Origin of the sequence: Lentzea sp. NPDC058436, assembly GCF_042721515.1 — a bacterium.
Lineage (GTDB): Bacteria > Actinomycetota > Actinomycetes > Mycobacteriales > Pseudonocardiaceae > Lentzea.
The window spans coordinates 173267-192921 of record NZ_JBHXLF010000004.1; the positions used below are offsets into that span (position 1 = coordinate 173267).

General features: G+C 69.9%; 21 protein-coding genes. 7 read left to right on the top strand and 14 right to left on the bottom strand.

Annotation, left to right across the window (positions count from 1 at the left end; translation table 11 throughout):
* Positions 1 to 101: 101 nt before the first annotated feature.
* Entirely contained in the window at positions 102 to 227 is a 126-nt protein-coding gene (locus ACFWN2_RS19400) for a hypothetical protein (protein WP_382429016.1), read from the top strand.
* Positions 224 to 1417: a hypothetical protein gene (locus tag ACFWN2_RS19405; RefSeq protein ID WP_382429018.1), complete on the top strand. Its 1194-nt coding sequence runs from the start codon at positions 224 to 226 to the stop codon at positions 1415 to 1417. Before ACFWN2_RS19400 ends, ACFWN2_RS19405 begins: the two co-directional genes overlap by 4 nt.
* A 46-nt stretch (positions 1418 to 1463) precedes the next feature.
* Here ACFWN2_RS19405 and ACFWN2_RS19410 read toward each other — a convergent pair whose 3' ends face one another.
* A complete protein-coding gene (locus tag ACFWN2_RS19410; RefSeq protein ID WP_382429020.1) occupies positions 1464 to 2117 on the bottom strand; it encodes a fasciclin domain-containing protein in 654 nt (217 codons plus the stop codon).
* Between the two features lie 243 nt (positions 2118 to 2360).
* Between ACFWN2_RS19410 and ACFWN2_RS19415 the strand changes: the two genes are divergently transcribed.
* Genes ACFWN2_RS19415 through ACFWN2_RS19425 form a run of 3 tightly spaced genes read left to right on the top strand, consistent with a single transcriptional unit; the run spans position 2361 to position 4075 of the window.
* The gene (locus ACFWN2_RS19415) at positions 2361 to 2960 is read left to right on the top strand and encodes a sigma-70 family RNA polymerase sigma factor (protein ID WP_382429022.1); all 600 of its coding nucleotides are present in this window, start codon (positions 2361 to 2363) and stop codon (positions 2958 to 2960) included.
* Positions 2957 to 3679 (top strand): anti-sigma factor domain-containing protein, encoded by a 723-nt coding sequence (locus ACFWN2_RS19420; protein WP_382429024.1) that lies wholly within the window; start codon positions 2957 to 2959, stop codon positions 3677 to 3679. Before ACFWN2_RS19415 ends, ACFWN2_RS19420 begins: the two co-directional genes overlap by 4 nt.
* 45 nt (positions 3680 to 3724) lie before the next feature.
* Positions 3725 to 4075, top strand: coding sequence for a VOC family protein (locus tag ACFWN2_RS19425; RefSeq protein ID WP_382429026.1), 351 nt, complete (start codon positions 3725 to 3727; stop codon positions 4073 to 4075).
* Here the strand turns inward: ACFWN2_RS19425 and ACFWN2_RS19430 are convergent.
* Both ACFWN2_RS19430 and ACFWN2_RS19435 read right to left on the bottom strand, forming a co-directional pair.
* Positions 4065 to 5723: a methyltransferase gene (locus ACFWN2_RS19430; RefSeq protein WP_382429028.1), complete on the bottom strand. Its 1659-nt coding sequence runs from the start codon at positions 5721 to 5723 to the stop codon at positions 4065 to 4067. The two genes, ACFWN2_RS19425 and ACFWN2_RS19430, sit on opposite strands and share 11 nt — an antisense overlap.
* A gap of 17 nt (positions 5724 to 5740) precedes the next feature.
* Positions 5741 to 6889 carry a 4-hydroxybenzoate 3-monooxygenase gene (locus tag ACFWN2_RS19435; RefSeq protein ID WP_382429030.1) on the bottom strand — a complete coding sequence of 383 codons (1149 nt, stop codon included), beginning with the start codon at positions 6887 to 6889 and terminating at the stop codon, positions 5741 to 5743.
* Positions 6890 to 7102: 213 nt separating this feature from the next.
* Here ACFWN2_RS19435 and ACFWN2_RS19440 point away from each other — a divergent pair, with 213 nt between their 5' ends.
* Entirely contained in the window at positions 7103 to 8101 is a 999-nt protein-coding gene (locus tag ACFWN2_RS19440) for a fatty acid desaturase family protein (RefSeq protein ID WP_382429032.1), read from the top strand.
* A gap of 51 nt (positions 8102 to 8152) precedes the next feature.
* Positions 8153 to 8854, top strand: coding sequence for an SDR family NAD(P)-dependent oxidoreductase (locus tag ACFWN2_RS19445; protein ID WP_382429034.1), 702 nt, complete (start codon positions 8153 to 8155; stop codon positions 8852 to 8854).
* A gap of 3 nt (positions 8855 to 8857) precedes the next feature.
* On the opposite strand, the gene ACFWN2_RS19450 is transcribed toward ACFWN2_RS19445, so the two are convergent.
* The 11 genes from ACFWN2_RS19450 to ACFWN2_RS19500 all read right to left on the bottom strand — a co-directional run bounded on the left by ACFWN2_RS19450 (position 8858) and on the right by ACFWN2_RS19500 (position 19581).
* Positions 8858 to 10054, bottom strand: a complete 1197-nt coding sequence (locus ACFWN2_RS19450) for a cytochrome P450 (protein WP_382429036.1) — start codon at positions 10052 to 10054, stop codon at positions 8858 to 8860.
* A 15-nt stretch (positions 10055 to 10069) separates the two neighbouring features.
* Positions 10070 to 10852, bottom strand: a complete 783-nt coding sequence (locus ACFWN2_RS19455) for an ABC transporter permease (protein WP_382429038.1) — start codon at positions 10850 to 10852, stop codon at positions 10070 to 10072.
* The gene (locus ACFWN2_RS19460; RefSeq protein WP_382429040.1) at positions 10849 to 11784 is read right to left on the bottom strand and encodes an ATP-binding cassette domain-containing protein; all 936 of its coding nucleotides are present in this window, start codon (positions 11782 to 11784) and stop codon (positions 10849 to 10851) included. Before ACFWN2_RS19460 ends, ACFWN2_RS19455 begins: the two co-directional genes overlap by 4 nt.
* A gap of 10 nt (positions 11785 to 11794) precedes the next feature.
* Positions 11795 to 12637, bottom strand: a complete 843-nt coding sequence (locus tag ACFWN2_RS19465; RefSeq protein ID WP_382429042.1) for a DUF4097 domain-containing protein — start codon at positions 12635 to 12637, stop codon at positions 11795 to 11797.
* Between the two features lie 68 nt (positions 12638 to 12705).
* Positions 12706 to 13230, bottom strand: a complete 525-nt coding sequence (locus ACFWN2_RS19470) for a ribbon-helix-helix protein, CopG family (protein WP_382429044.1) — start codon at positions 13228 to 13230, stop codon at positions 12706 to 12708.
* A gap of 99 nt (positions 13231 to 13329) precedes the next feature.
* Positions 13330 to 14115, bottom strand: a complete 786-nt coding sequence (locus ACFWN2_RS19475; RefSeq protein WP_382429046.1) for a TIGR02452 family protein — start codon at positions 14113 to 14115, stop codon at positions 13330 to 13332.
* 43 nt (positions 14116 to 14158) lie between these two features.
* On the bottom strand, positions 14159 to 15142 hold the full coding sequence (locus ACFWN2_RS19480) for a hypothetical protein (protein WP_382429048.1): 984 nt from the start codon (positions 15140 to 15142) through the stop codon (positions 14159 to 14161).
* 52 nt (positions 15143 to 15194) lie between these two features.
* Entirely contained in the window at positions 15195 to 15620 is a 426-nt protein-coding gene (locus tag ACFWN2_RS19485) for a universal stress protein (protein WP_382429050.1), read from the bottom strand.
* A gap of 2 nt (positions 15621 to 15622) precedes the next feature.
* On the bottom strand, positions 15623 to 16864 hold the full coding sequence (locus ACFWN2_RS19490; RefSeq protein ID WP_382429052.1) for an SLC13 family permease: 1242 nt from the start codon (positions 16862 to 16864) through the stop codon (positions 15623 to 15625).
* Between the two features lie 33 nt (positions 16865 to 16897).
* A complete protein-coding gene (locus ACFWN2_RS19495) occupies positions 16898 to 17353 on the bottom strand; it encodes a (2Fe-2S)-binding protein (protein ID WP_382429054.1) in 456 nt (151 codons plus the stop codon).
* Positions 17354 to 17367: 14 nt separating this feature from the next.
* The gene (locus ACFWN2_RS19500) at positions 17368 to 19581 is read right to left on the bottom strand and encodes a molybdopterin cofactor-binding domain-containing protein (protein WP_382429056.1); all 2214 of its coding nucleotides are present in this window, start codon (positions 19579 to 19581) and stop codon (positions 17368 to 17370) included.
* Between the last annotated feature and the right edge of the window lie 74 nt (positions 19582 to 19655).

The following is a 19655-nucleotide window of genomic DNA, read 5'->3' on the forward strand; positions in this document are numbered from 1 at the left end:
GCGAGATCACCACTTTCTGCGTTTCGAGATGCAACGTTCTCCCGGTGTCCGGCCACTTCCCGGCAACAGCTGACTTGGGGGCCCGAACCGTGCACGGACAGATGACCGGAGTTCTCGTCAACGCCGTCCCGTTGGGGACGACGTGGGGTGTGGCGGACTGGCTGTCGGAGAAGCCGGACGAGGGTCAGGCGTCTTTCGTGTCGTGGCGCGGGAAGGTCGCGAAATGAGGGCACTGCTGCTGGCCGTGTTGTTCGTGTTGACCTGCACGCCGTTCGCGCACGCGGACCACGGCGCGCTCGTCACGGTGTTCTGGGACCGCGACACGAACGGGGTCCGCGACGAGGGCGAGCCCGGCTACCGCGGGGCGGAGATCGCGATCCGGGACGAGTCGGGCTACTCCGCCGTCGTGAAGGCACAGGAGGACGGGACGTACCGGCTGCCTCGCGCCGGACGGTGGAAGGTCAGCCACGAGGAGGAGAAGTTCGTCACGACCACACCGACCTCGGTCGAGTCGGACGGTGACATCGCGTTCGGCGTGCGCGGAGCCGAGGTGTGCGGCACGGTGTGGCTCGACGCCGACTTCAACGGCAGGTTCGACGAGTCCGAGGCTCGCGTCGAGGGGCACCGGATCTCGGTGGTCGGCACGCCGGAGCACAGCACGACGACGGCGGCGGACGGCACCTACTGCCTGCACGACCTGCCGGCCGGCAGGATCCGGCTGCAGTCTGAGGACCGGGCCGCCCTCGACGGGACGGCGTGGTCCTACACCGACTTCTCCAGGCCCGACGCCGAGTTCTCCTCGGAGTTCGACCGGTTGACCGGTCAGACGCGGTTCCTCGACATCGACCGCCCCGGCTCCGCGGTCACCGGCTACGACTCGGGATTCGCCGAGCCGCGCGGCATGAGCACCAGCGCGGGCCCGATCACGATCGACAGGATCGACTACGACGGCGTCCGGGTCGGCGACACGCTGATCGTGCGGTGCGCGTACACGAGCGGCGGCAACGTGGCTGACACGCAGGCGGCCACCCTCACGCTGCCGGAAGGGCTGAAGGTCACGAAGGCCTTCGGCGAACGCGACCACCGGGCCGGCGTCGAGGACGAAGTGGTGGTGGACGGCCAGAAGGTCACCGCGCGGTCGAAGGGACGCGTCGCGCGGGACAAGCCGTCGGAACTGGTCGTGCACGTGGAGGTCCAGCGCGCGTTCGCCGCTCAGGCGATGACCTGCCAGGCCCATCCGAGCATCTACGACGAGCGGCCGGACGACCCGACGTCGTTCGAGATCGCGGCGGCGAACGAGGACGGGTCGGGACCGGAGACGGCCAGTGCGGCACCGGTGTGGCGGATCGTCCTCGCCGTGGCGCTGGTGAGCGCGGTGGTCCTCGTCGTCGTGTGGCGGCGGAGGACGCGAAACTGAGGCCGGGCCCCGGATTCACCGGGGCCCGGCCTCGACATCAGTCCGATCAGGAGGGCATCAGGACCGAGTCGATGAGGTAGACGGTCGCGTTGGCGGTGTGCACGCCGCCGCAGATCACGTTGGCGTCGTTGACCTTCAGCGCGTCCTTGGTGCCGGACACCTTCACCGTGCCGGTCTGCACGGTCTTCTGGTCACCGACGATCTTGTCGGGCGTGATCTGGCCGGGGACGACGTGGTAGGTCAGGATCTTGGTCAGCAGCGCGTCGTCGGTCTTGAGCGTCTCGATCGTCGCGGCGTCGATCTTCGCGAACGCCGAGTCGACCGGCGCGAACACCGTGAACTCGGCGCCGTTGAGCGTCGAGACCAGGTTCACCTTCGGGTTCAGCTTGCCGGACACCGCGCTGACCAGCGTCGTGAGCAGCGGGTTGTTGGACGCGGCCACGGCGACCGGGTCGGCGGCCATGCCGCTGACCGAACCGGCGCCGGACGGGACCTGCTTGGCGTAGTCGGCACAACCGGGGCCGACGAGGTCCTTGGCCGGGTCCGCCATCGCGGCCGACGACGACGCGGCCGTCGAGGTCGGGGCAGCGCTGGACGAGCTGCCGCTGCTCGCCATGTCGCCCGAACCGCACGCCGCGCCGAACAGGGCGAGCGAGGCGGCGCCGAGGGCCAGGACGGTGTTGCGGACGGTCTTGTTCATGACGGGACATCTCCAAGGGTGATCGAGCGGTTGCTGCTCGTGATTCGGCACCCCCTGGAGAACGGATGGGTTCGGTTACCGATCCGTTACCCAACGCCACCGTCCACAGTCGACGGTTCAGCCGGTTTTCCCAGTACAGCGACCTGATTCCACCCCAATGGATGTGACGACGCATTCACCACCGATCCACAAACGCTCCTGGTGCGAATACCAGACGGACAACGCTCTAGGAGAGGACCCGGGATGCCTGAGCGTGAGCGGGCGCTGCAAAGCCTGCAGAGCACCCCTCGTGACGTCGGCCCGACCGCCGACGACCTGCTCGCGCTGGTCGCACGGGGTGACGAGGCCGCGTTCGAACGGCTCTACGACGTCGTGTCGGGTTCGGTCTTCGGGCTGATCAGACGTGTCGTGCGCGACCAGGCGCAGTCGGAGGAGGTGTTCCAGGAGGTGATGCTCGAGGTGTGGCGGACGGCGACCAGGTTCGATCCCGAGCGAGGCAGTGCCACCACGTGGATCCTCACGCTGACGCACCGCCGCGCCGTCGACCGCGTCCGGTCCGCGCAGGCGGCGACCCATCGCGAGGACCGCGCGGCCCGCCTCGACCCCGCCAGGCCGTTCGACGAGGTCAGCGAACAGGTCAACGGCAAGCTGGAACAACGCCAGGTGCGGCGCTGCCTGAGCTTCCTGACCGAACTGCAGCGCGAGTCCGTGCTGCTCGCCTACTACCAGGGCTACTCCTATCCGGAGGTCGCGAGCCTGCTGGGCATTCCGCTCGGCACGGTCAAGACCAGGATGCGGGACGGCCTGATCCGACTGCGGGACTGCATGGGGGTGACCGGATGAGGACCACATCCGCCGATCTGCACACGCTCACCGGCGCCTACGCCGTGAACGCGTTGTCCGACTTCGAGAGAACGGCCTTCGAGGCGCACCTGCCCCGCTGCGAGAGCTGCGGCCTCGAAGTCGCCGAGCTCACGGCGACGGCGTCGCGGCTGGGTGTGGCGGTGGAGTTCGCGCCGCCACCGCAGCTGCGGGCCCGCGTGCTCGCCGCCGCGGCCGAGACGCGGCAGGTTCCTCCGCGCACGGCCCGCGTGCCGAACCCACGCCGGGTGCGCTGGGCGGGAGGGCTGCTCGCGGCCGCGTGCCTCGTCGCCGCGGTCTTCGTGACGGTGCAGTACACGGAGTCCAGCCAGGAACGGCAGCTGGCGCAGCTCTCCAGCGAGTACAGCCGGTTCTCTGACTTCCTGTCCACACCGGACGCGAAGCTCGTCAACGGCACCGCGCCGAACGGGGCGAGCGGCACGGCGGTCGTGTCGGCGAGCCGCGACGAGGCGTTGTTCCTGGCCAAGGGCCTGCCCGATCCGGGTGACGGCAAGGCCTACCAGGTGTGGCGGATCGGTGCCGACAACGATCCGCATTCGGCAGGGATGCTCGACTCGCGGGCAGCGCCCGTCGTGATCAGCGGCCTGTCCGGCGTGCAGAAGGTCGCTCTCACGGTCGAGCCGCAGGGAGGCTCGGAGAAGCCGACCGGTGAGACCGTGATGGCGATGGAGGTCGCGTAGGAACCAGGGCGGCCGTTGTCCTCAACGGGTGTCACGATGCCGCGCATGATCGGACGTTGGCACGGCCTGGTGATCGACTGCCCGCAACCGCGGGCGCTGGCGGAGTTCTACGAGACGCTGCTCGGGATGGTCCGGGTGCAGGACGACGACGGGTTCGTCGTCATCGGTGACGCCCCGGATCGTCCCGGCGTGGCGTTCGCACGGGTCGAGGGGTGGCTACCACCGCAATGGCCCGAGCAAACCGCGCAGATGCATTTCGACGTGCGCGTGGACGATCTTTCGTCGGCGGGCGAGCAGGTGCTCGCCCTCGGCGCGCGCAGGCTCGAAGGGGGTGGCGAGCGGTTCCACGTCTACGCGGATCCCGCCGGCCACCCCTTCTGCCTGGTCAGCTGGTGATCAGCCGGGCGCGCATGACGTGCGCGTCCAATGGCAGCGTGTGCGTCTCGACCAGCTCGAAGCCCGCTTCGCCGAGCAACGCGCGGTAGTGCGACTCGGTGCGTTCGCGGCCGCCCGTGTTGCACAGCATGTGGATGTCCCACGGGATCGCGAGCGAGTCCGTCTCACCCGCCTCGGGCAGCAGCCGTTCGATCACCAGCAGTTCGGCGTGCGCGGGCATGTTCCGCGCGCACGTGGCCAGGATCGTGCGGCACTGCTCGTCGTCCCAGTCGTGCAGCACGCGGGACAGCAGGTAGACGTCGCCGGTCTCGGGGATCGCGCGGGTGAAGTCACCGGGTACGAGGGTGACGCGGTCCGCGAGGTCGGCGAGACGTGGTCCGGCGGCGGCCAGGGCGTTCGGGAGGTCGAGCAGAACGCCCTGCAGCGCCGGGTTGGCGTGCAGCACCCGCGAAAGCAGCTCGCCGTTGCCGCCGGCCACGTCCACGACCGTGCGGGCGGCGGAGAAGTCGACGACCTTGGTGACACCGGTGAACATCGCGTTGCTCGCGGCCATGGACCCGTGGAAGAGCTCCGCCAGCGCCGGATCCGTTGCCATGTGGGCGAAGTGGTGCGCGCCGAACGCCTTCGCGTACGACTCCTCACCGCTGCGGACGGCCTCGGTCAGCTCGGCGAACGACCGGTAGAACGGGCCGCCGTACATCAGCGCGAGCGGGCGCATCGACCCCGCCAGGTCCGACCGCAGCAGCTCGCCGAGGTCGGTGAGGCTGTGCTCCTCCCCCGCCAGGTGGACGACGCCGAGCGACGTGAGGTAGCGCAACAGCCTGGCGAGGCTCTGCGGTTCGGTGCGGGTCGCCGCGGCCAGTGAGAGCAGGTCAGGGATCGTCACGAGGTGGTCGAGCAGCCGGAGTTCGGCCGCGGTCGCGATGGCCTGCGTCGCCCACGCCCCGGTCAGCAGCCGCAGCAGTTCCGTACCGGCGCACGACTCGCGCTGGTGCGTGGCCTGCAGCTGCGGGAACCTGCCCGTGGCGATCAGCTCCAGGCGGCGGAACGCGGGGTCGGCGCAGCGCGCGTCGCGGAAGTAGAGGACCGAGGTGTTCTCGTAGCCGTTGTAGCCGCCGCCGTCCGGGCGCATGACGCCGGTGATCATCGTGCGCAACCCGCGCAGCAGCACCGGATCCGGCCTGCGGACGGCGAGCGCGACGTGGTTCTCGCGTTCGTGGCGGCGTTCGTCCTCGGCGATGTGCGCCAGTTCCGGCGGGGTCACCATCACGAAGATCTCCAGCTCGCACGGCCAGCCGTTGCGGTCGGAGACGGGGGCGCGCAGGATGCCGACCCTGAGGTCCGCGACCGGCACCGAGTACCGGGCGCTCAGCCGTTCGCGGACGACGACGCTCGGGGTCATCGTGCCGACCTCGATGCCGTGGTGCGCGAGCTCGTCCGCAAGTCCCGCAAGGGTTTCCGGGAAGATGAGCAACGCGGCGTGGTCGAGGGTGGCGTGCCGCGTCACGGCAGCGCGCTGGTCAGCGGGCAGCGACGGCACGGCGGCGGCGAGGGCCGAATGCGTGTCGTGCGCGCCGATGAGGGCGACCGCGGCGGTCAGGCGGTCGAGGTCGGCCGCGGCGATGACGGGTGTGCTGGTCGAGATCATGGTGGCGTTCCTGAGGCTCAGATGCCGACGTAGTGCTCGGCGAAGAAGTTCTGGTGGGCGCGGGAGTCGCGCAGGCCGTGCAGCCGGGCGCGGCGCAGCGCGCGGTGGAAGTCGTCGTCCCGGGTGTGGAGGAGGTCGATCATCCAGCGGGAGAACTCCTGCGCCCGCCAGACGCGGGGCAGGCAGGTGCGCGAGTACGCGGCCAGCGGCCGTTCGTCGTCGTGCAGGAGAGCGGAGACGATGGCGGTGGCCAGCACCTCGGCCTCCATGATCGCCAGGTTGGCGCCCTTGGCGGCGGAAGGGCTGATCAGGCTCGCCGCGTCACCGGCGAGGAACAGCCTGTCGTGCTGGATCGGATCGGCGACGTCGGACCGCAGCCGCACGATCCGCCGTTCGACGACCGGGCCCTGCTTGAGCTGCCCGAACTCGGCGGTGCGCATCCGGGTGTCCAGTGCGGCCCAGATCCGTTCGTCGGTCCAGGCCTCGGGGTCGTCACCGGAAGGGACCTGGAGGTAGTACCGCGTCACCTCGGGGCTGCGCGCCATGTGACCCGCGAAGCCGTCGTCGTGGATCGCGTAGGTGACCGCCGCCATGCTCTGCGGCGCCTCGGCCAGCAGCGCGAGCCAGCTGACGCCGTGGTCCTGGGTGAGACGCCTGCCCGGCACGGCCCGTCTCGTCGCCCCGTTGCTGCCGTCGCAGCCCGCCAGGAACCGCCCTGTCGCAACGCCTTCACCGCGTTCGTCGCGGTAGCGGAGCGTGGCGGTGCCCGCGTCGACGTCCGTGACGGTGGCACCGAACCGGATCTCGCCGCCGCGGTCCAGGTACTCGGCGAGCAGGTCGGTGACGAGGTCCTGCTGGGGGTAGACGGTGTGCACCTCACCCTGGCCCAGCCGGGAGTAGTCGAGCTCGAACTCCCCGTCCTCAAACCGGAAGGCGCACACGCCGTGCGTCCGTCCTTTGTGGATCATCCCGGACGCGAGGCCGTGCTCGGTGAGGATCCTGGCGCTGTTCGGACCCAAGAATCCCGCCCTGGCACGGGTCTGCACCTGCTCCCTGCCGGACCGCTCGACGACGAGGGTGCGGATCCCTTGCGCCTGCAACAAGTTGCCTAACACGAGCCCCGCCGGCCCCGCGCCCGCGATGAGCACGGTGGTGTGGTCGACCACGCCTGCCGATCCTCTCTGCCGATCCGATTTTCGGCAGCACTGGACCTCAACGGCACGGGCGGATGCGCGCGGCTCGCCGGAGATGAAGATCATGATCACTCCATCGTGTCGATGCGAGACCGGGCAGTACCGCAGAAGGGCCGACCGCGGCGGTTTGTAACGACTTCACCGGCCGTATATGACTTCGTCGCCGCGATCCGGCATTCTGCGCGAATGGTGCTTCGGCAGGCGAGTGACTTCGCCCAGTTGTCCGCCCTGGTCAAGCAGGCCGGGCTGCTCGAACGACGGCGCGGGTACTACTACGCCCGGATCGCCGTGAACCTCGCGGTCTACGCGGCGACCTGGGTGGCGTTCGCGCTGATCGGCGACTCGTGGTGGCAGCTCGCGGTGGCGGTCGTGCTGGCGGCGATGAGCACGCAGCTCGCGTTCATCGGGCACGACGCCGGGCACAAGCAGATCTTCACCTCGCGGAAGTGGAACGAGGTCGTCGGCTACGTCCACAGCGGACTGGTCGGCGTCAGCTACGACTGGTGGGTCGGCAAGCACAGCCGGCACCACGCCAACCCGAACCACGAGGACGAGGACCCGGACGTCGACATCTCGGTGCTGGCGTTCACGCAGCGGCAGGGCCTCGCCAAGCGCGGCCCGCTGAGGTGGATCGCCTCGCACCAGGCCGTGCTGTTCTTCCCGTTGCTGCTCCTCGAAGGCTTCGCGCTGCACTGGCACTCGATCCGGCACTCCGGGCGCGAGCGGGCCGTGATGATCGCGAACGTCGTGGTGTACCTCGCCGTCGTGTTCTGGGTGCTCTCCCCCGTGTACGCCGTCGCGTTCGTCCTGGTGCACCAGGCGTTGTGGGGCTTCTACATGGGGTGTTCGTTCGCCCCCAACCACAAGGGCATGCCGGTGCTGTCGGCGGGGCACTCGCTCGACTTCCTCCGCAAGCAGGTGCTGACCTCGCGCAACATCCGCGGCGGCTGGTTCACCGACATCCTGCTCGGCGGCCTGAACTACCAGATCGAGCACCACCTGTTCCCGAGCATGCCCCGGCCGGCGCTGCGCAAGGCCCAGGTGATCGTGCACAACTTCTGCGAGCAGCGCGGGATCTCCTACGCGCAGTGCGGCCTGTTCCGCTCGTACGGCTACGTGCTGGAGCACCTGCACGAGGTCGCGGCGCCGTTGCGGGCCAAGCCCCTCGTCTCCGGCGCGAACTGACGGTCCGATTCCCGCCAGACCCGCCGCCGCGGTTGCAGCAGGCTGAACGGCATGGGATCACTTGCGGGGAAAGCAGCTCTCGTCACCGGCGGGAGCAGGGGAATCGGTGCCGCGGTCGCCGAGAAGCTCACGGCTCTCGGCGCCCGCGTCGCCGTCACCTACCAGAACACCAAGCCGGACAACGGTTTCGCGATCCGTGCGGACAGCGCCGACCCGGACGCCGTCGTGGCCGCGGTCGAGGAGACCGCGGTCCACTTCGGACGGCTCGACGTGCTCGTGAACAACGCCGGTGTCTTCCGGGTCGGCCCGCTGGAGGAGCTGGGCCGGGAGGAGTTCGACCACACCATGGCCGTGAACGTGCGCGCGCCGTTCCTCGCGGCGCGGGCGGCGGCCAGGCACATGCGTGAAGGTGGCCGGATCATCAGCATCGGCAGCAACGTCGCGGTGCACGCGCCGTTCCCCGGCTTCGCCCTCTACTCGGCCAGCAAGACCGCGCTGATCGGGATGACGAAGGGACTCGCCCGCGAACTGGGCCCGCTGGGCATCACGGCGAACGTCGTCAACCCCGGTCCCACCGACACGGACATGAACCCGGCGGACGGGCCGATGTCGGACACGATTCGCGGACTGACCGCGCTGGGACGCTACGGAACACCCGCGGAGATCGCGGAGGTGGTGGCGGCGCTGGCGGGTGAGGCCGGTGCGTACGTCACCGGCTCCAGCATCAACGCCGACGGTGGGTTCACCGTCTGACGGCTACGCCCAGGTGACCGGCAGGGCGTGCACGCCGTAGATGTTCATGTCGGTCCTGAGCTTCACTTCCCGTGTCGGCACGGCGAGTTCCAGCGAGGGGAAGCGGCGCAGCAGTCCCTCGAACCCGGCGCGCATCTCGATGCGGGCCAGCTGCTGGCCGAGGCACTGGTGCACGCCGTGCCCGAACGCCAGGTGGCCGCGGGCGTTGCGGTGCACGTCGAGCGTGTCGGCGTGCTCGTAGCGCTCGGGGTCGTGGTTGCCCGCGAGCAACGACAGCACGACCATCGAGCCCTCGCGGATGGTCTCCCCGAAGAACTCGACGTCCTCGGCCGCGTAGCGGAAGAAGATGTCGCCGACGGCGAGGTACCGCAGCAGTTCTTCGACGGCGTCGGGGATCAGCTCCGGGTTCGCGCGCAACGCGTCCAGCTGGTCCGGGTGCTCCAGCAACGCGAAGGTGCCCAGCGCCAGCATGTTCGCGGTCGTCTCGTGACCCGCGAGCAGCAGCAGGAACGCCATCCCCGTCAGCTCTTCGAGGCTCAGGTCCTCGTCCTGCGCCAGGTCCGACAACAGGTCGTCGCCCGGTTCGGCGCGCTTCGCCGCGCACAGCTCGTACAGGTAGGTGTTCATCGCCATGTACGCGGCCATCTTGTCCTCCAGGTTCACCTGCCTCTCCATGAACTTCGAGGAGTTGTGCTGGAACGAGTCCCTGTCGGCGTACGGCACGCCGAGGATCTCGCAGATCACCAGTGAGGGCACGGGAAGCGCGAACTCCGCGACGAGGTCGACCGGAGGGGTGAGCGCCGCCAGCGCGTCCAGCTGCCGTTCGGTGATCTCGACGATGCCCTCTTCCAGCGCCTTCATCCGCCGGACGGTGAACGCCCCGGTCAGCTTGCGCCGCAACCGGGTGTGGTCCGGCGGGTCCATGCTGATGAACAGGCCGGGCGTCTGCGGCACCGGTTCGGTCATCTCCGGCATGCCGGGCGTCGGGAACGGAACGTGGATGATGCCCAGGTCCTGCCGGCTGCTGAACCTGGTGTCCGCCAAGGCCTGCCGGACGGCTTCGTAGCCGCTGATCAACCAGCCCTCGTGGCCGTCGGGGAAGAGCATCGGGCTGACCGGACGGGTCCCGCGCACCTTCGTGATGGCGCTCGGCGGGTCGAACGGCGTGACGTCGCGCTCCATGGGTAAGCCGTGCAACATGATGCGTCTTCTCCTTCAGCGGGTGGATTCGCGGTTGAAGAGCTTCTTGGACCAGAGGTAGCCGCCGATCCCGATGACGGCGCACCAGGCGAAGGCGATGTAGCCGCTGTTGCCGATCGGCGTGCCCATCAGCAGGCCGCGCAACGCGTCGATGAACGGGGTGAACGGCTGGTACTCGGCGAACCAGCGCAGCACGGTCGGCATCGAGTCGGTGGGCACGAAACCGTTGCCGAAGAACGGGAGCAGGATCAGCGGCAGGCCGACGTTGCTCGACGACTCGACGGACTTGCTCACGAGGCCGAGCGCCGCGGAGAACCAGATCATCGCGAACGACATGGCGACGAGCAGGCCGGTCAGCGCGAGCCAGTCGAGCGGGCCGGCCTGGGGCCGGAAGCCGATCGCGACGGCGACCCCGAAGACGACCGACATCGCGAGGACGGTCTGCACCAGGCTGCCGACGACGTGTCCGGTGAGGACGGACACCCGTGCGATCTTCATGGTGCGGAACCGGTCCACGATGCCCTCGGTCATGTCCATCGCGATCGAGATGGACGTGCCCTGCACCGCGGCGGTGATCGACATCAGGATGATCGTCGGGGTCACGTAGTTGAGGTACTCGGCCCTGCCGCCGGACGGCCCGCCGAGCCCGGCGCCGAGCGTGCCGCCGAAGACGTAGACGAACAGCAGCAGGAAGACGACCGGCATGATCAGGAGCTGGAACGTCAGCGACGGGTAGCGGATCATCCGCTTGAGGTTGCGGCGCACCATCGTCGCCGAGTCCTGGAGCACGTAGGTCATGGCCGGGCCACCTTGTCCGGAGTGCCGGTGAGGGCGAGGAAGACGTCGTCGAGGTCGGGCGTGTGCGTGCTCAGCGAGTCGACGGCGACCGCGTTCTCGTCGAGCCGGTCGAGCAACGCCTTGAGCGAACGGACGCTGCCGTCGCTCGGCACCCGCAGCGCGAGCGCGTCACCGTCGCGCGAGGCCTGGCCGATGACCCGCGCGGCGGACTCCAGCTCCCGCAGTGCGCTGAACTGCAGCAGGACGTGGCCACCGGGGATGCGGCGCTTGAGCTCGTCCGCGGTGCCCTCGGCGACGATCGTCCCGTGGTCCAGCACCGCGATCCGGTCCGCGAGCTCGTCGGCCTCCTCCAGGTACTGGGTGGTGAGGAAGATCGTGATGCCGCCGGCGACCAGGTCCCGCACGATCTGCCACATGGTGCGGCGGCTGCGCGGGTCGAGCCCGGTGGTCGGTTCGTCCAGGAAGATCACCTGCGGCGACCCGACCAGCGTCATCGCGAGGTCGAGCCGTCGCCGCATGCCGCCGGAGTACGTGGACGCGGACTTGTCGGCCGCGTCGACCAGGTCGAACTGCTCCAGCAGCTGCTCGGCCCTGCGGCGGCCGTCGACCTTGCCCAGGTGGTGCAGGTCGGCCATCAGCTTCAGGTTCTCCCTGCCCGTCATCAGGTTGTCGACGGCGGAGAACTGGCCGGTCACCCCGATCGCGGCGCGAACGCCGTCGGGGTCGCCCGCGACGTCGTGACCGGCGACGGACGCGCTGCCGCCGTGCGCCGCGATCAGCGTGGAGAGGATCTTGACGGTGGTGGTCTTGCCGGCGCCGTTCGCACCGAGCAACGAGAAGACGGTGCCGCGCCGGACGTTCAGGTCGACGCCCTTGAGCACCTCGTTGTCGCCGTAGGAACGGCGCAGGCCTCTTGCCTCGATCGCGTTCATGGGGTTCCCCTCAGGCGCGGCGGACGGAGATGTCGCCGAAGGACGTGTGGGCGGTGACCTTGACGGTCTGCGCGGCATTGCCGGGTCCGTCACTGCCGTCGAGCGAGTTGGAGACGCGGCCGAACGAGGTCTTGGCGTCGATCCACGCGGCGGTGCCCCGGGCGATCCCGAGCTCGATGCCGCCCATCGCGGTGTTCAGCGTGACGGTGTCGCGGACGACCTCGGCGACCTCGATGGACCCCATCGCGGTCCTGGCCTCGACCAGCGCCCCCGCGCGTTCGACGTTGATGTCGCCGTTGGCCGAACGGGCCCGCAGCTCGCCCTCGACCGTGCCGACGTCGATGTGGCCGTTGGAGTTCTTGACGACCAGCGAGCCGTCCACCCTGCCGACGCGGATGTGGCCGCTGCCGGTCTTGACCTCGGCGTCGCCCGTGACGGCACCGATCTTGACCTGCCCTGCGCCCGTGTCGGCCTTCAGCGGGCCGGTGCGGTCGAGGTGGATGTTGCCCGCGGACAGGTCGACCTCGGTCGTGCCCAGCACACCGGTGGTGCGGGCGCTGCCGGCGGTCAGGTCGATGTCCACTTTGGACCCAGTCGGGAGCTCGATCACGACGTCGACCGAGCGGGTCTTGCGGGAGAAGTCGAACGTCCGCTTCGGCCCGCGCACCATCAGCGTGCCGTTGGCGAAGTCGACCGTGATCTTCCTGGCCGCCTCGACGTCCGAGGAGTCGTGCGTGTCGGAGGGCCGGACGTCGACCGCCGTGGTGGCGCGGTCGGACGCGACGACCTGGACGTGGCCGGCGTAGACGTCGAGCAGTACGGAAATCGGTTCCGGCGTGTCGTAAGAAGGCATGGCTGTCCCCTCAGAAGGTGTGGGTGGTGCATCCCCGCAGGTCGGGGCGATGTGCTGACGAGCTGGAGCTAGCGCACCCAGCCGACGAAACGCTGCGAGCCGGTGATGTCGCCCAGCACCGCCTCGGCGATGGTCTGCTCGCGCTTCGGGTTCAGCTGGGCGGACGCGGCGCGCACGAGCCACGCGTTGGCCGAGCGGCCCTCCTTGGCCGCCGCCTCGTCGATCGCGGCCTTGAGCGGTTCGGGCAGGCGGACGTTGATGCGCACGGTGGTGCCGTCCTCGTACCCGGCCGCCACGTCCTCGGCGGGCGGCGCGGGGGCGGGCTCCGGCGTGGCCGCGGCCGGCTCAGGCGCCCGGCGCGTCACGACGAACTTCGGGTCACGGCCCCGCAGCAGCACCTGCACCGAGTCCGGTGCCAGGTCCGCGGTGATCTCGTCGGCGGCGGCGGACAGCGCTTCGAGCAGTGCCAGCCGGATCGCCGACTCCATCGTCACGGTCAACCGCTCGACCAGCGCGTTCGCTTCGTCACCGCCGGTTTCGACGGCGGTCAGCAGCTCGCGACCGAGGGAAGCCACATACGGGGTCAGATCCATGGCACCACTATGGCACACGGTGGCACCACCCACAAGCGATTCTGGCTCAGATTGGCATCAATCTGGCTCAATGCAGGTCAGGGGTGGTGCCATCGTGGCTCAGGCGAGGGCGTCAGCGAACGCCCGGAAGATCGGCGTGCCCTTCTGCCGGTCGAGCACCGCGAAGACGACGTGCTCGAAGTACCGGTTGTCGCGCAGGGCGAGCGCGAAGATCCGGGCGACGGTGGCGGGGTCGTTGCCGAAGACGCCACAACCCCAGGCACCCAGCACGAGCCGGCGGTGACCGTGCGACGCGGCGACGTGCAGGACGCGGATGGTCCGCCGCAGCAGCGCGAGCGGGATGCCGTCGGCGCGCTCCGGCTGGTTGCGCAGGATGGCCGACCGGTTCGGCGCGGCGGCCGTGAGGAACGAGACCTCGTACGGCTCCGGTAGCACGGCACCCTTGTCGTCCTTGAACACCGGCACGCGCGGCGAGTAGATCACGCGGTCGGTGTAGGTGAGGTCCTCGTGCGCGCGGTGGTAGGCGTAGAAGTCGCCGGCGGCGCGCAGGCAGGGGTAGATCGCCGAACCGCGGGCGATGCTCTCCTCCTGGGCCTGCGCGCCGTTGAGGAACCCGCCTCCGGCATTGCGCGCGGAGGCGAAGTTCAGTGCCGCGACGTCACCGCCGAGGCGGCGGGTCGCGTCCAAAGTGGACTCGTTGGTGACGTCGATCCGCGCGGCGCCGGTCTCCGGGGGCAGTGACAGCACCTCGTCCGGCAGGTGCAGCCGGGTCCCCTCGACGGCGGGGGTGACGGCGATGGTCACCTCACCCGCCGGGGTGGAGTAGGAACCGCGCTCCGAGATGGCGACGGTGTCGTGGGCGATCGCTCGCAACCTTGCGCTCATGGTGCCCACGAGTCTGGCTGGCGTTCCCGTGCCCGCCAACCGGTTAAATCCGCGCGTAGACCTCGGCGACGGCACCGAACGCGGCCTTGGGCTCCCAGTGGCCGTCCTCGTGGACCTTCACGATGCCGGGACCGGCCATGTCGAGGTCACGGCCCGGGTCGTCCGGCCGGTGGGTGTAGTTGGCGAGCGCGAACATGTACACGAACGCGCTGTCGACGCCCTCGGCCTCGAAGGTCTCCAGCACCTCGCGCAGGTACGTGGCCTGCTCCTCCTCGTCGCGGACGTAGCCCTCCTTCACCCGGACCGGCAGCCCCGCCTCATCGTGCTCGACGATCTCCATGCTGCGCGGCGCGACGGCTCCCGACCCGTGCCACGCCGCCGTGCCGAAGCCCGTGATGGCGACCGGTTTCCCCTGCGCCACCACGTTCCTGATGCTCTCGGCGTAGACACCGGCCACCTCGGCGGACCGGATCAGCTCGAACGACTTGAAGTCGAACAGGTCCCAGTCGGGGTTCTCGAACGGGATGCAGGCGTAGGTGAGCTTGCCGTGGAAGTGTTCCCGCACAACGCCGACGGCCTCGGCGAGGAACGCGTTGAGCTTCTCCCCCGCCTCGCGCATCCGTTCGGGCCGCCCCAGCAACTGACCGACGCGCTGCAGGACGTCGTCGCCGGGCATGAAGCCCGAGTTCATGATGCTGAGCTCGACGCCCGTCACGAACACGACCTCCGCGTGCGCCCGGATCCGCTCGGCCCTGCGCGCGCAGTCGGCGAACAACTCCAGGATCTCCGACGGCGTGAGGTCCAGCGGGTAGGGCGAGAACCAGATCTCCAGCCCCAGTCCGGCGGCGATCTCCGCGGCCCGTTCGAGCCGTTCCGGATCACCTCCGACGAGGTGGACGGCGTTGCAGCGCAGGTCGTCCCTGATCGCGGTCAGGTCGCGCCTGACGTCGTCCAGGTCGAACTTCTCCAGCGAAATGTCCCCGTGGCGCACGAAACCGGTGTCGTACGCGATGCCTTTGGCTCGCATGGCCCCAGGCTATGCGAGAAAAGTGCGTGCGCGCAAGTTTGCGCTCAGGCAGTTATGTCGGCCAGGCCAGGAGCACCGGGCAGGTGGCGTGGTCGACGACGAACCGGGTCGCCGGGCCGAGGCTGCGCGGACCGGCGTGACTGACGTCGCCGTCACGGCAGAGGACCAGCAGTGACGCTTCCTGTGCCGCAGCAACGACTTCGTGCTCGACCCTGCCAACGCGCGCCTCCTTCGCGCACGGACGCCCGAGGCGTTCGGCGGCCGCGTCCAGCAGGTGCGTGGCGTGGTCGGCGGCGAGGTCGTCGAGGCGGGTGCCGGGATCGAGCGAGGAGTGCCTGCCGAACAGCCCGGCGAACGCGCCGTGCGCCGCCCCTGCCACGTCGCTGACGTGCAGCAGCAGGAAGTCCCCGTCGTAGGCACTGGCCGCGTCGACGCAGTCCTGCCAGGTGTCGTCGGCGATCCACACGACCACCGTCATGGTCATCCTCCGATCAGCTGCAGGGACGCCCACAGTGCCACGACGGCGCCGATCAGGGTGGCAGGCACGGCGAGCAGGCCGAGCTTCGTGAACTCCGGCAGGTGCACCTCGGTGTCGTGGTCGTGCACGATCCGCCGCCACAGCAACGTGGCGAGCGACCCGGCGTAGGTGAGGTTCGGGCCGAGGTTCACGCCCAGCAGCACCGCCAGCACCACGCCCGGCCCCATCGGCGCCACCAGCGGCAGGAGCACGAGCACCGCGGGCAGGTTGTTGATCACATTGGCGAGCACGGCGGCGACCGCGGCCACCCCGAGCAGCGCCAGCAGGCCGTTGCCGCCGGGGATCGCGAGCTTCAGCACGTCGTCCAGGCCGTTGTCGACCACCGCGCGCACCACGATCCCGAGGCCGAGCACGAACGCGAGGAACGGCAGCGACGCGGCCCGCACCACTTTGACGACGGTCGTGCGCTTCTTCGCAAGCGCCCGCGCCGCCATGACGAGCGCACCCGCGCAGGCCGCCCACGCCGGGTCGACACCGGTGGCCGACGCGACCACGAACCCGACCAGCGTCAGCCCGACCACGGTCAGCGCGAACACCGGCAGTTCGGCCGCGGGTCGTTCGGCGGGGGCGTGCACGGGCGCGTCGAGGTCGGTGCGGAAGAACCGCCGGAACACCACGTACTCGATGACGATCGCCACGCCCCATGGCAACGCCATCAGCGCCGCGAACCGCGTGAAGCTCAGCCCGCTCGACGCGAACGCGAGCAGGTTCGTCAGGTTCGACACCGGCAGCAGCAGTGACGCGCTGTTGGACAGGTGCGTGCACGCGTAGACGTGCGGCTTCGGCCTGACGCCGAGCTGTGCGGCCGTTGCGAACACCACCGGCGTGAGGAGCACGACCGTCGCGTCCAGGCTCAGCACCGCCGTGGTGACCGAGGCCGTGACGAACACACCGCCCAGCAACGTTCTCGGCCGGCCGCCGGACGCGCGCGCCATCCACGTGCCGCAGGCGTGGAAGAGCCCCTCGTCGTCGCAGAGCTGCGCGAGCACGAGGATGGCGGCCAGGAACCCGATCACGGGTCCCAGCCGCACCGCCTCGTCCACGACGTGGTCCAGGGGCAACGCTCCGACGAGCACGACCAGGACGGCGGCCGGCACCGCGACCGTCGCCTCGGGCAGGCCCCACGGTCTGACGACCGCGCAGACGAGCACGGCGACCAGCAGCAACACGGACAGCGCCAGCACGGGTTCCTCCTGCGCCGGCGGGCCCCGGCTACCTCACATCTTGGCCGCCGCCGACTTTATGGCCTGCCGGATGCGGAAGTACGTACCGCACCGGCACACGTTCGCGATCCGGTCGATGTCCTCGTCCGTTATCTCCTTCTTCGTCCGGAGCAACGCCGCCGCGGCCATGATCTGGCCGGGCTGGCAGTAGCCGCACTGCGCGACGTCCTGCTCCAGCCAGGCCTCCTGGACCGGGTGCAGGTCGTCACCGGACGCCAGTCCCTCGATCGTGGTCACCTCCTGCCCCGAGCACTCCGCGACGGGCGTGACGCACGGCTGGATCTCGGCGCCGTTGAGGTGGGACGTGCAGGCGCGGCAGACGCCGATGCCGCAGCCGAACTTCGGGCCGCGCACGCCGAGCTTGTCGCGCAGCACCCAGAGCAGTGCCATGTCGGCGGGAGCCTCGACGGTGACGGGCTTCCCGTTGACGATCATGGTGTAGGCAGGCACAGGGGAACGCTCCTTCAGCGCGGGAACGGCTCGAAGTCGACCGGGAAGATGATCGGGAAGCTGCGCGGCACGACTCCGGTGGCGCGCGCGTAGGCGTTGGCGATGGCACCGACCGCGGCCGGCACACCCAGTTCGCCCGCGCCGCCCGGTTCGCCGGTCGCCGGCATGACGTGGATCTTCACGTCGAGCGGCGCGTCCTTCTGCCGTGCGTAGTGGAACTGCGAGTACGAGCCCTCCAGCGGCAGGCCCCTGTCGATGTGCAGCCCGGCGCGCAGCGTGGTGGAGATGGCGTCGGTCAGGCCGCCGAGCATCTGCGCCTCAAGACCTCGGGGGTTGATCGGGCGGCCGACGTCGACCGCGATCGTCGCCCTGACCACGCGCGGGTTCTTCGGGTCGCGGGCGTCGATCTCGACCAGGCAGGCCGTGCACGACTTGTACTCGTCGTGGAAGGCGATGCCCTGCGCGAAGCCCTGCGGCATCGCCTTGCCCCACTGCCCCTCGGCGACGACCTTGTCCAGCACGGCGCGCTGACGGGCGGTCTTGAGGAACTCGCGGCGGAACGCGACGGGGTCCTTGCCCATCTTCTTCGCGAGCTGGTCGACGAGGATCTCCTCCGCGCCACGGGTGTTCGCGGAGTAGACCGACCGCCACGAGCCGGTGTGCATGCGCAGCGGCACCTCGTTGAGCAGCGAGGTCACGACGCCGAAGTTGTACGGCACCTTGCACGTCGTGAGGAACACCGTCTGCGCGAACGACAGGTTGCCCGCCACCGGCAGCTTCGCGGCGGTGGCGGTGAGGATCTCGCCGAGGCCGTGCCGGAAGTCGGTCTCGACCGACGCGACGCGGTGCTCGAACGTCAGCACGTTGCCGAGCCCGAACGTCGCCCGCAGCTTGTGGTGGCTGGCGGCACGCGCCCGGCCGTGCCGCATGTCGTCCTTGCGGTCCCACATGAGCTTCACCGGGCGCCGCAACGTCTTCGAGATCTGCGCGGCCTCCAGCGCGGCGTCGAAGAAGAGCCTGCGGCCGAACGAGCCGCCGCCCTGCATCACGTGCACCTTGACGGCGGACTCGGGCAGTCCGATGGCGGCAGCGATGGTCTGCTGCGCCACGATCGGCGACTTCAGGCCCGCCCAGATCTCGGCGCGGTCGTCGCGGACGTCCGCGATCGCCGAGTTCGTCTCCATCGGCGCGTGGCTGACGAACGCGAAGTCGAAGTCCAGGTCGAGGTGCTGGGTCAGCAGCGGCGGCACCACGAACGGCAACGTGGCCGCCTGCAGCTTCGCGCGGATCTCCTTGTCCGACAACGCGTCGATCGTGCCGGCGTTCCAGGTGACCTTCAGCGCGTCCCGTGCCGCCAGCGCCTGGCCGAACGTCTCGGCGACCACCGCGACACCGGTCGGCACGACCCCGATCGCCAGCACGCCCGGCATGGCCTTCGCGGCCGCGGAGTCGACCGACTTCACCGAGCCGTTGATCGTCGGCGGCCTGCGCACGACCGTCGGCATCGCGCCCGGCACGTCCTGGTCGAGCGTGTACCGGAACTGACCGGTGACCATCGCGCGGGCGTCGATGCGCGACTGCGGGGTGCCGACGAGCCGGTGTTCGCTCGCCGGTTTCGGTTGCGCGGCAAAGGCTCCGGTGAGCTGTGCCGCCGCCGAGGTCAGCAGCCCGTACACGATCGGACGGCCGTCGGGCAGGATGACCGCGCCGTCCCGTGTGGACAGTCGCGCGACCGGGACGTTCTCCTGCTTCGCCGCCGCCGCGAGCAGTCTGGCCCGTGCGGCCGCCGCCGCCTGACGGACCGGCCCGTACACCGACCGCATCGTGTTCGAACCGCCCGTGAGCTGGTTCATCAGCAGCTCGGGCCGCGCGTCGGCGAGCGTGACGCGCACCTTGCCCAGAGGCAGGTCGAGCTCCTCCGCGACGAGCATCGCGCACGCCGTCGTGATGCCCTGACCGACCTCGGCGCGAGGCAGTTCGAGGGTGACGACGCCGTCCTCGCCGACGCTGAGCACGGCGAGCGCTCCGGCGGTGGGCGTGCCGGCCAGGATGAGAACGTCGCCGAGATCGAGGATGTCGGCCGGTTGCGGCAGTGTCGGGATGACGGCCTCGGCGGTACCGGGAACCGCGACGGTGAGCACCGGCGCGGCGACCAGGAACGCGAGGAACTGCCGACGACGCACCGGAGCCCGGACCTCGGGGACCGGGACTTCGTTGTCACAGGTCATGTACTCGTCAACGACATCTGGCGGACACGGGTACGACCGTCAGCCGAATGGGTGCACGACCGAACAGCGCATCA

Coding starts and splice junctions, on each gene's coding strand:
- ACFWN2_RS19400 (WP_382429016.1), top strand. CDS start 102: ATGACCGGAGTTCTCGTCAACGCCGTCCCGTTGGGGACGACGTGGGGT.
- ACFWN2_RS19405 (WP_382429018.1), top strand. CDS start 224: ATGAGGGCACTGCTGCTGGCCGTGTTGTTCGTGTTGACCTGCACGCCG.
- ACFWN2_RS19410 (WP_382429020.1), bottom strand. CDS start 2,117: ATGAACAAGACCGTCCGCAACACCGTCCTGGCCCTCGGCGCCGCCTCG.
- ACFWN2_RS19415 (WP_382429022.1), top strand. CDS start 2,361: ATGCCTGAGCGTGAGCGGGCGCTGCAAAGCCTGCAGAGCACCCCTCGT.
- ACFWN2_RS19420 (WP_382429024.1), top strand. CDS start 2,957: ATGAGGACCACATCCGCCGATCTGCACACGCTCACCGGCGCCTACGCC.
- ACFWN2_RS19425 (WP_382429026.1), top strand. CDS start 3,725: ATGATCGGACGTTGGCACGGCCTGGTGATCGACTGCCCGCAACCGCGG.
- ACFWN2_RS19430 (WP_382429028.1), bottom strand. CDS start 5,723: ATGATCTCGACCAGCACACCCGTCATCGCCGCGGCCGACCTCGACCGC.
- ACFWN2_RS19440 (WP_382429032.1), top strand. CDS start 7,103: ATGGTGCTTCGGCAGGCGAGTGACTTCGCCCAGTTGTCCGCCCTGGTC.
- ACFWN2_RS19445 (WP_382429034.1), top strand. CDS start 8,153: ATGGGATCACTTGCGGGGAAAGCAGCTCTCGTCACCGGCGGGAGCAGG.
- ACFWN2_RS19450 (WP_382429036.1), bottom strand. CDS start 10,054: ATGTTGCACGGCTTACCCATGGAGCGCGACGTCACGCCGTTCGACCCG.
- ACFWN2_RS19455 (WP_382429038.1), bottom strand. CDS start 10,852: ATGACCTACGTGCTCCAGGACTCGGCGACGATGGTGCGCCGCAACCTC.
- ACFWN2_RS19460 (WP_382429040.1), bottom strand. CDS start 11,784: ATGAACGCGATCGAGGCAAGAGGCCTGCGCCGTTCCTACGGCGACAAC.
- ACFWN2_RS19465 (WP_382429042.1), bottom strand. CDS start 12,637: ATGCCTTCTTACGACACGCCGGAACCGATTTCCGTACTGCTCGACGTC.
- ACFWN2_RS19470 (WP_382429044.1), bottom strand. CDS start 13,230: ATGGATCTGACCCCGTATGTGGCTTCCCTCGGTCGCGAGCTGCTGACC.
- ACFWN2_RS19475 (WP_382429046.1), bottom strand. CDS start 14,115: ATGAGCGCAAGGTTGCGAGCGATCGCCCACGACACCGTCGCCATCTCG.
- ACFWN2_RS19480 (WP_382429048.1), bottom strand. CDS start 15,142: ATGCGAGCCAAAGGCATCGCGTACGACACCGGTTTCGTGCGCCACGGG.
- ACFWN2_RS19485 (WP_382429050.1), bottom strand. CDS start 15,620: ATGACGGTGGTCGTGTGGATCGCCGACGACACCTGGCAGGACTGCGTC.
- ACFWN2_RS19500 (WP_382429056.1), bottom strand. CDS start 19,581: ATGACCTGTGACAACGAAGTCCCGGTCCCCGAGGTCCGGGCTCCGGTG.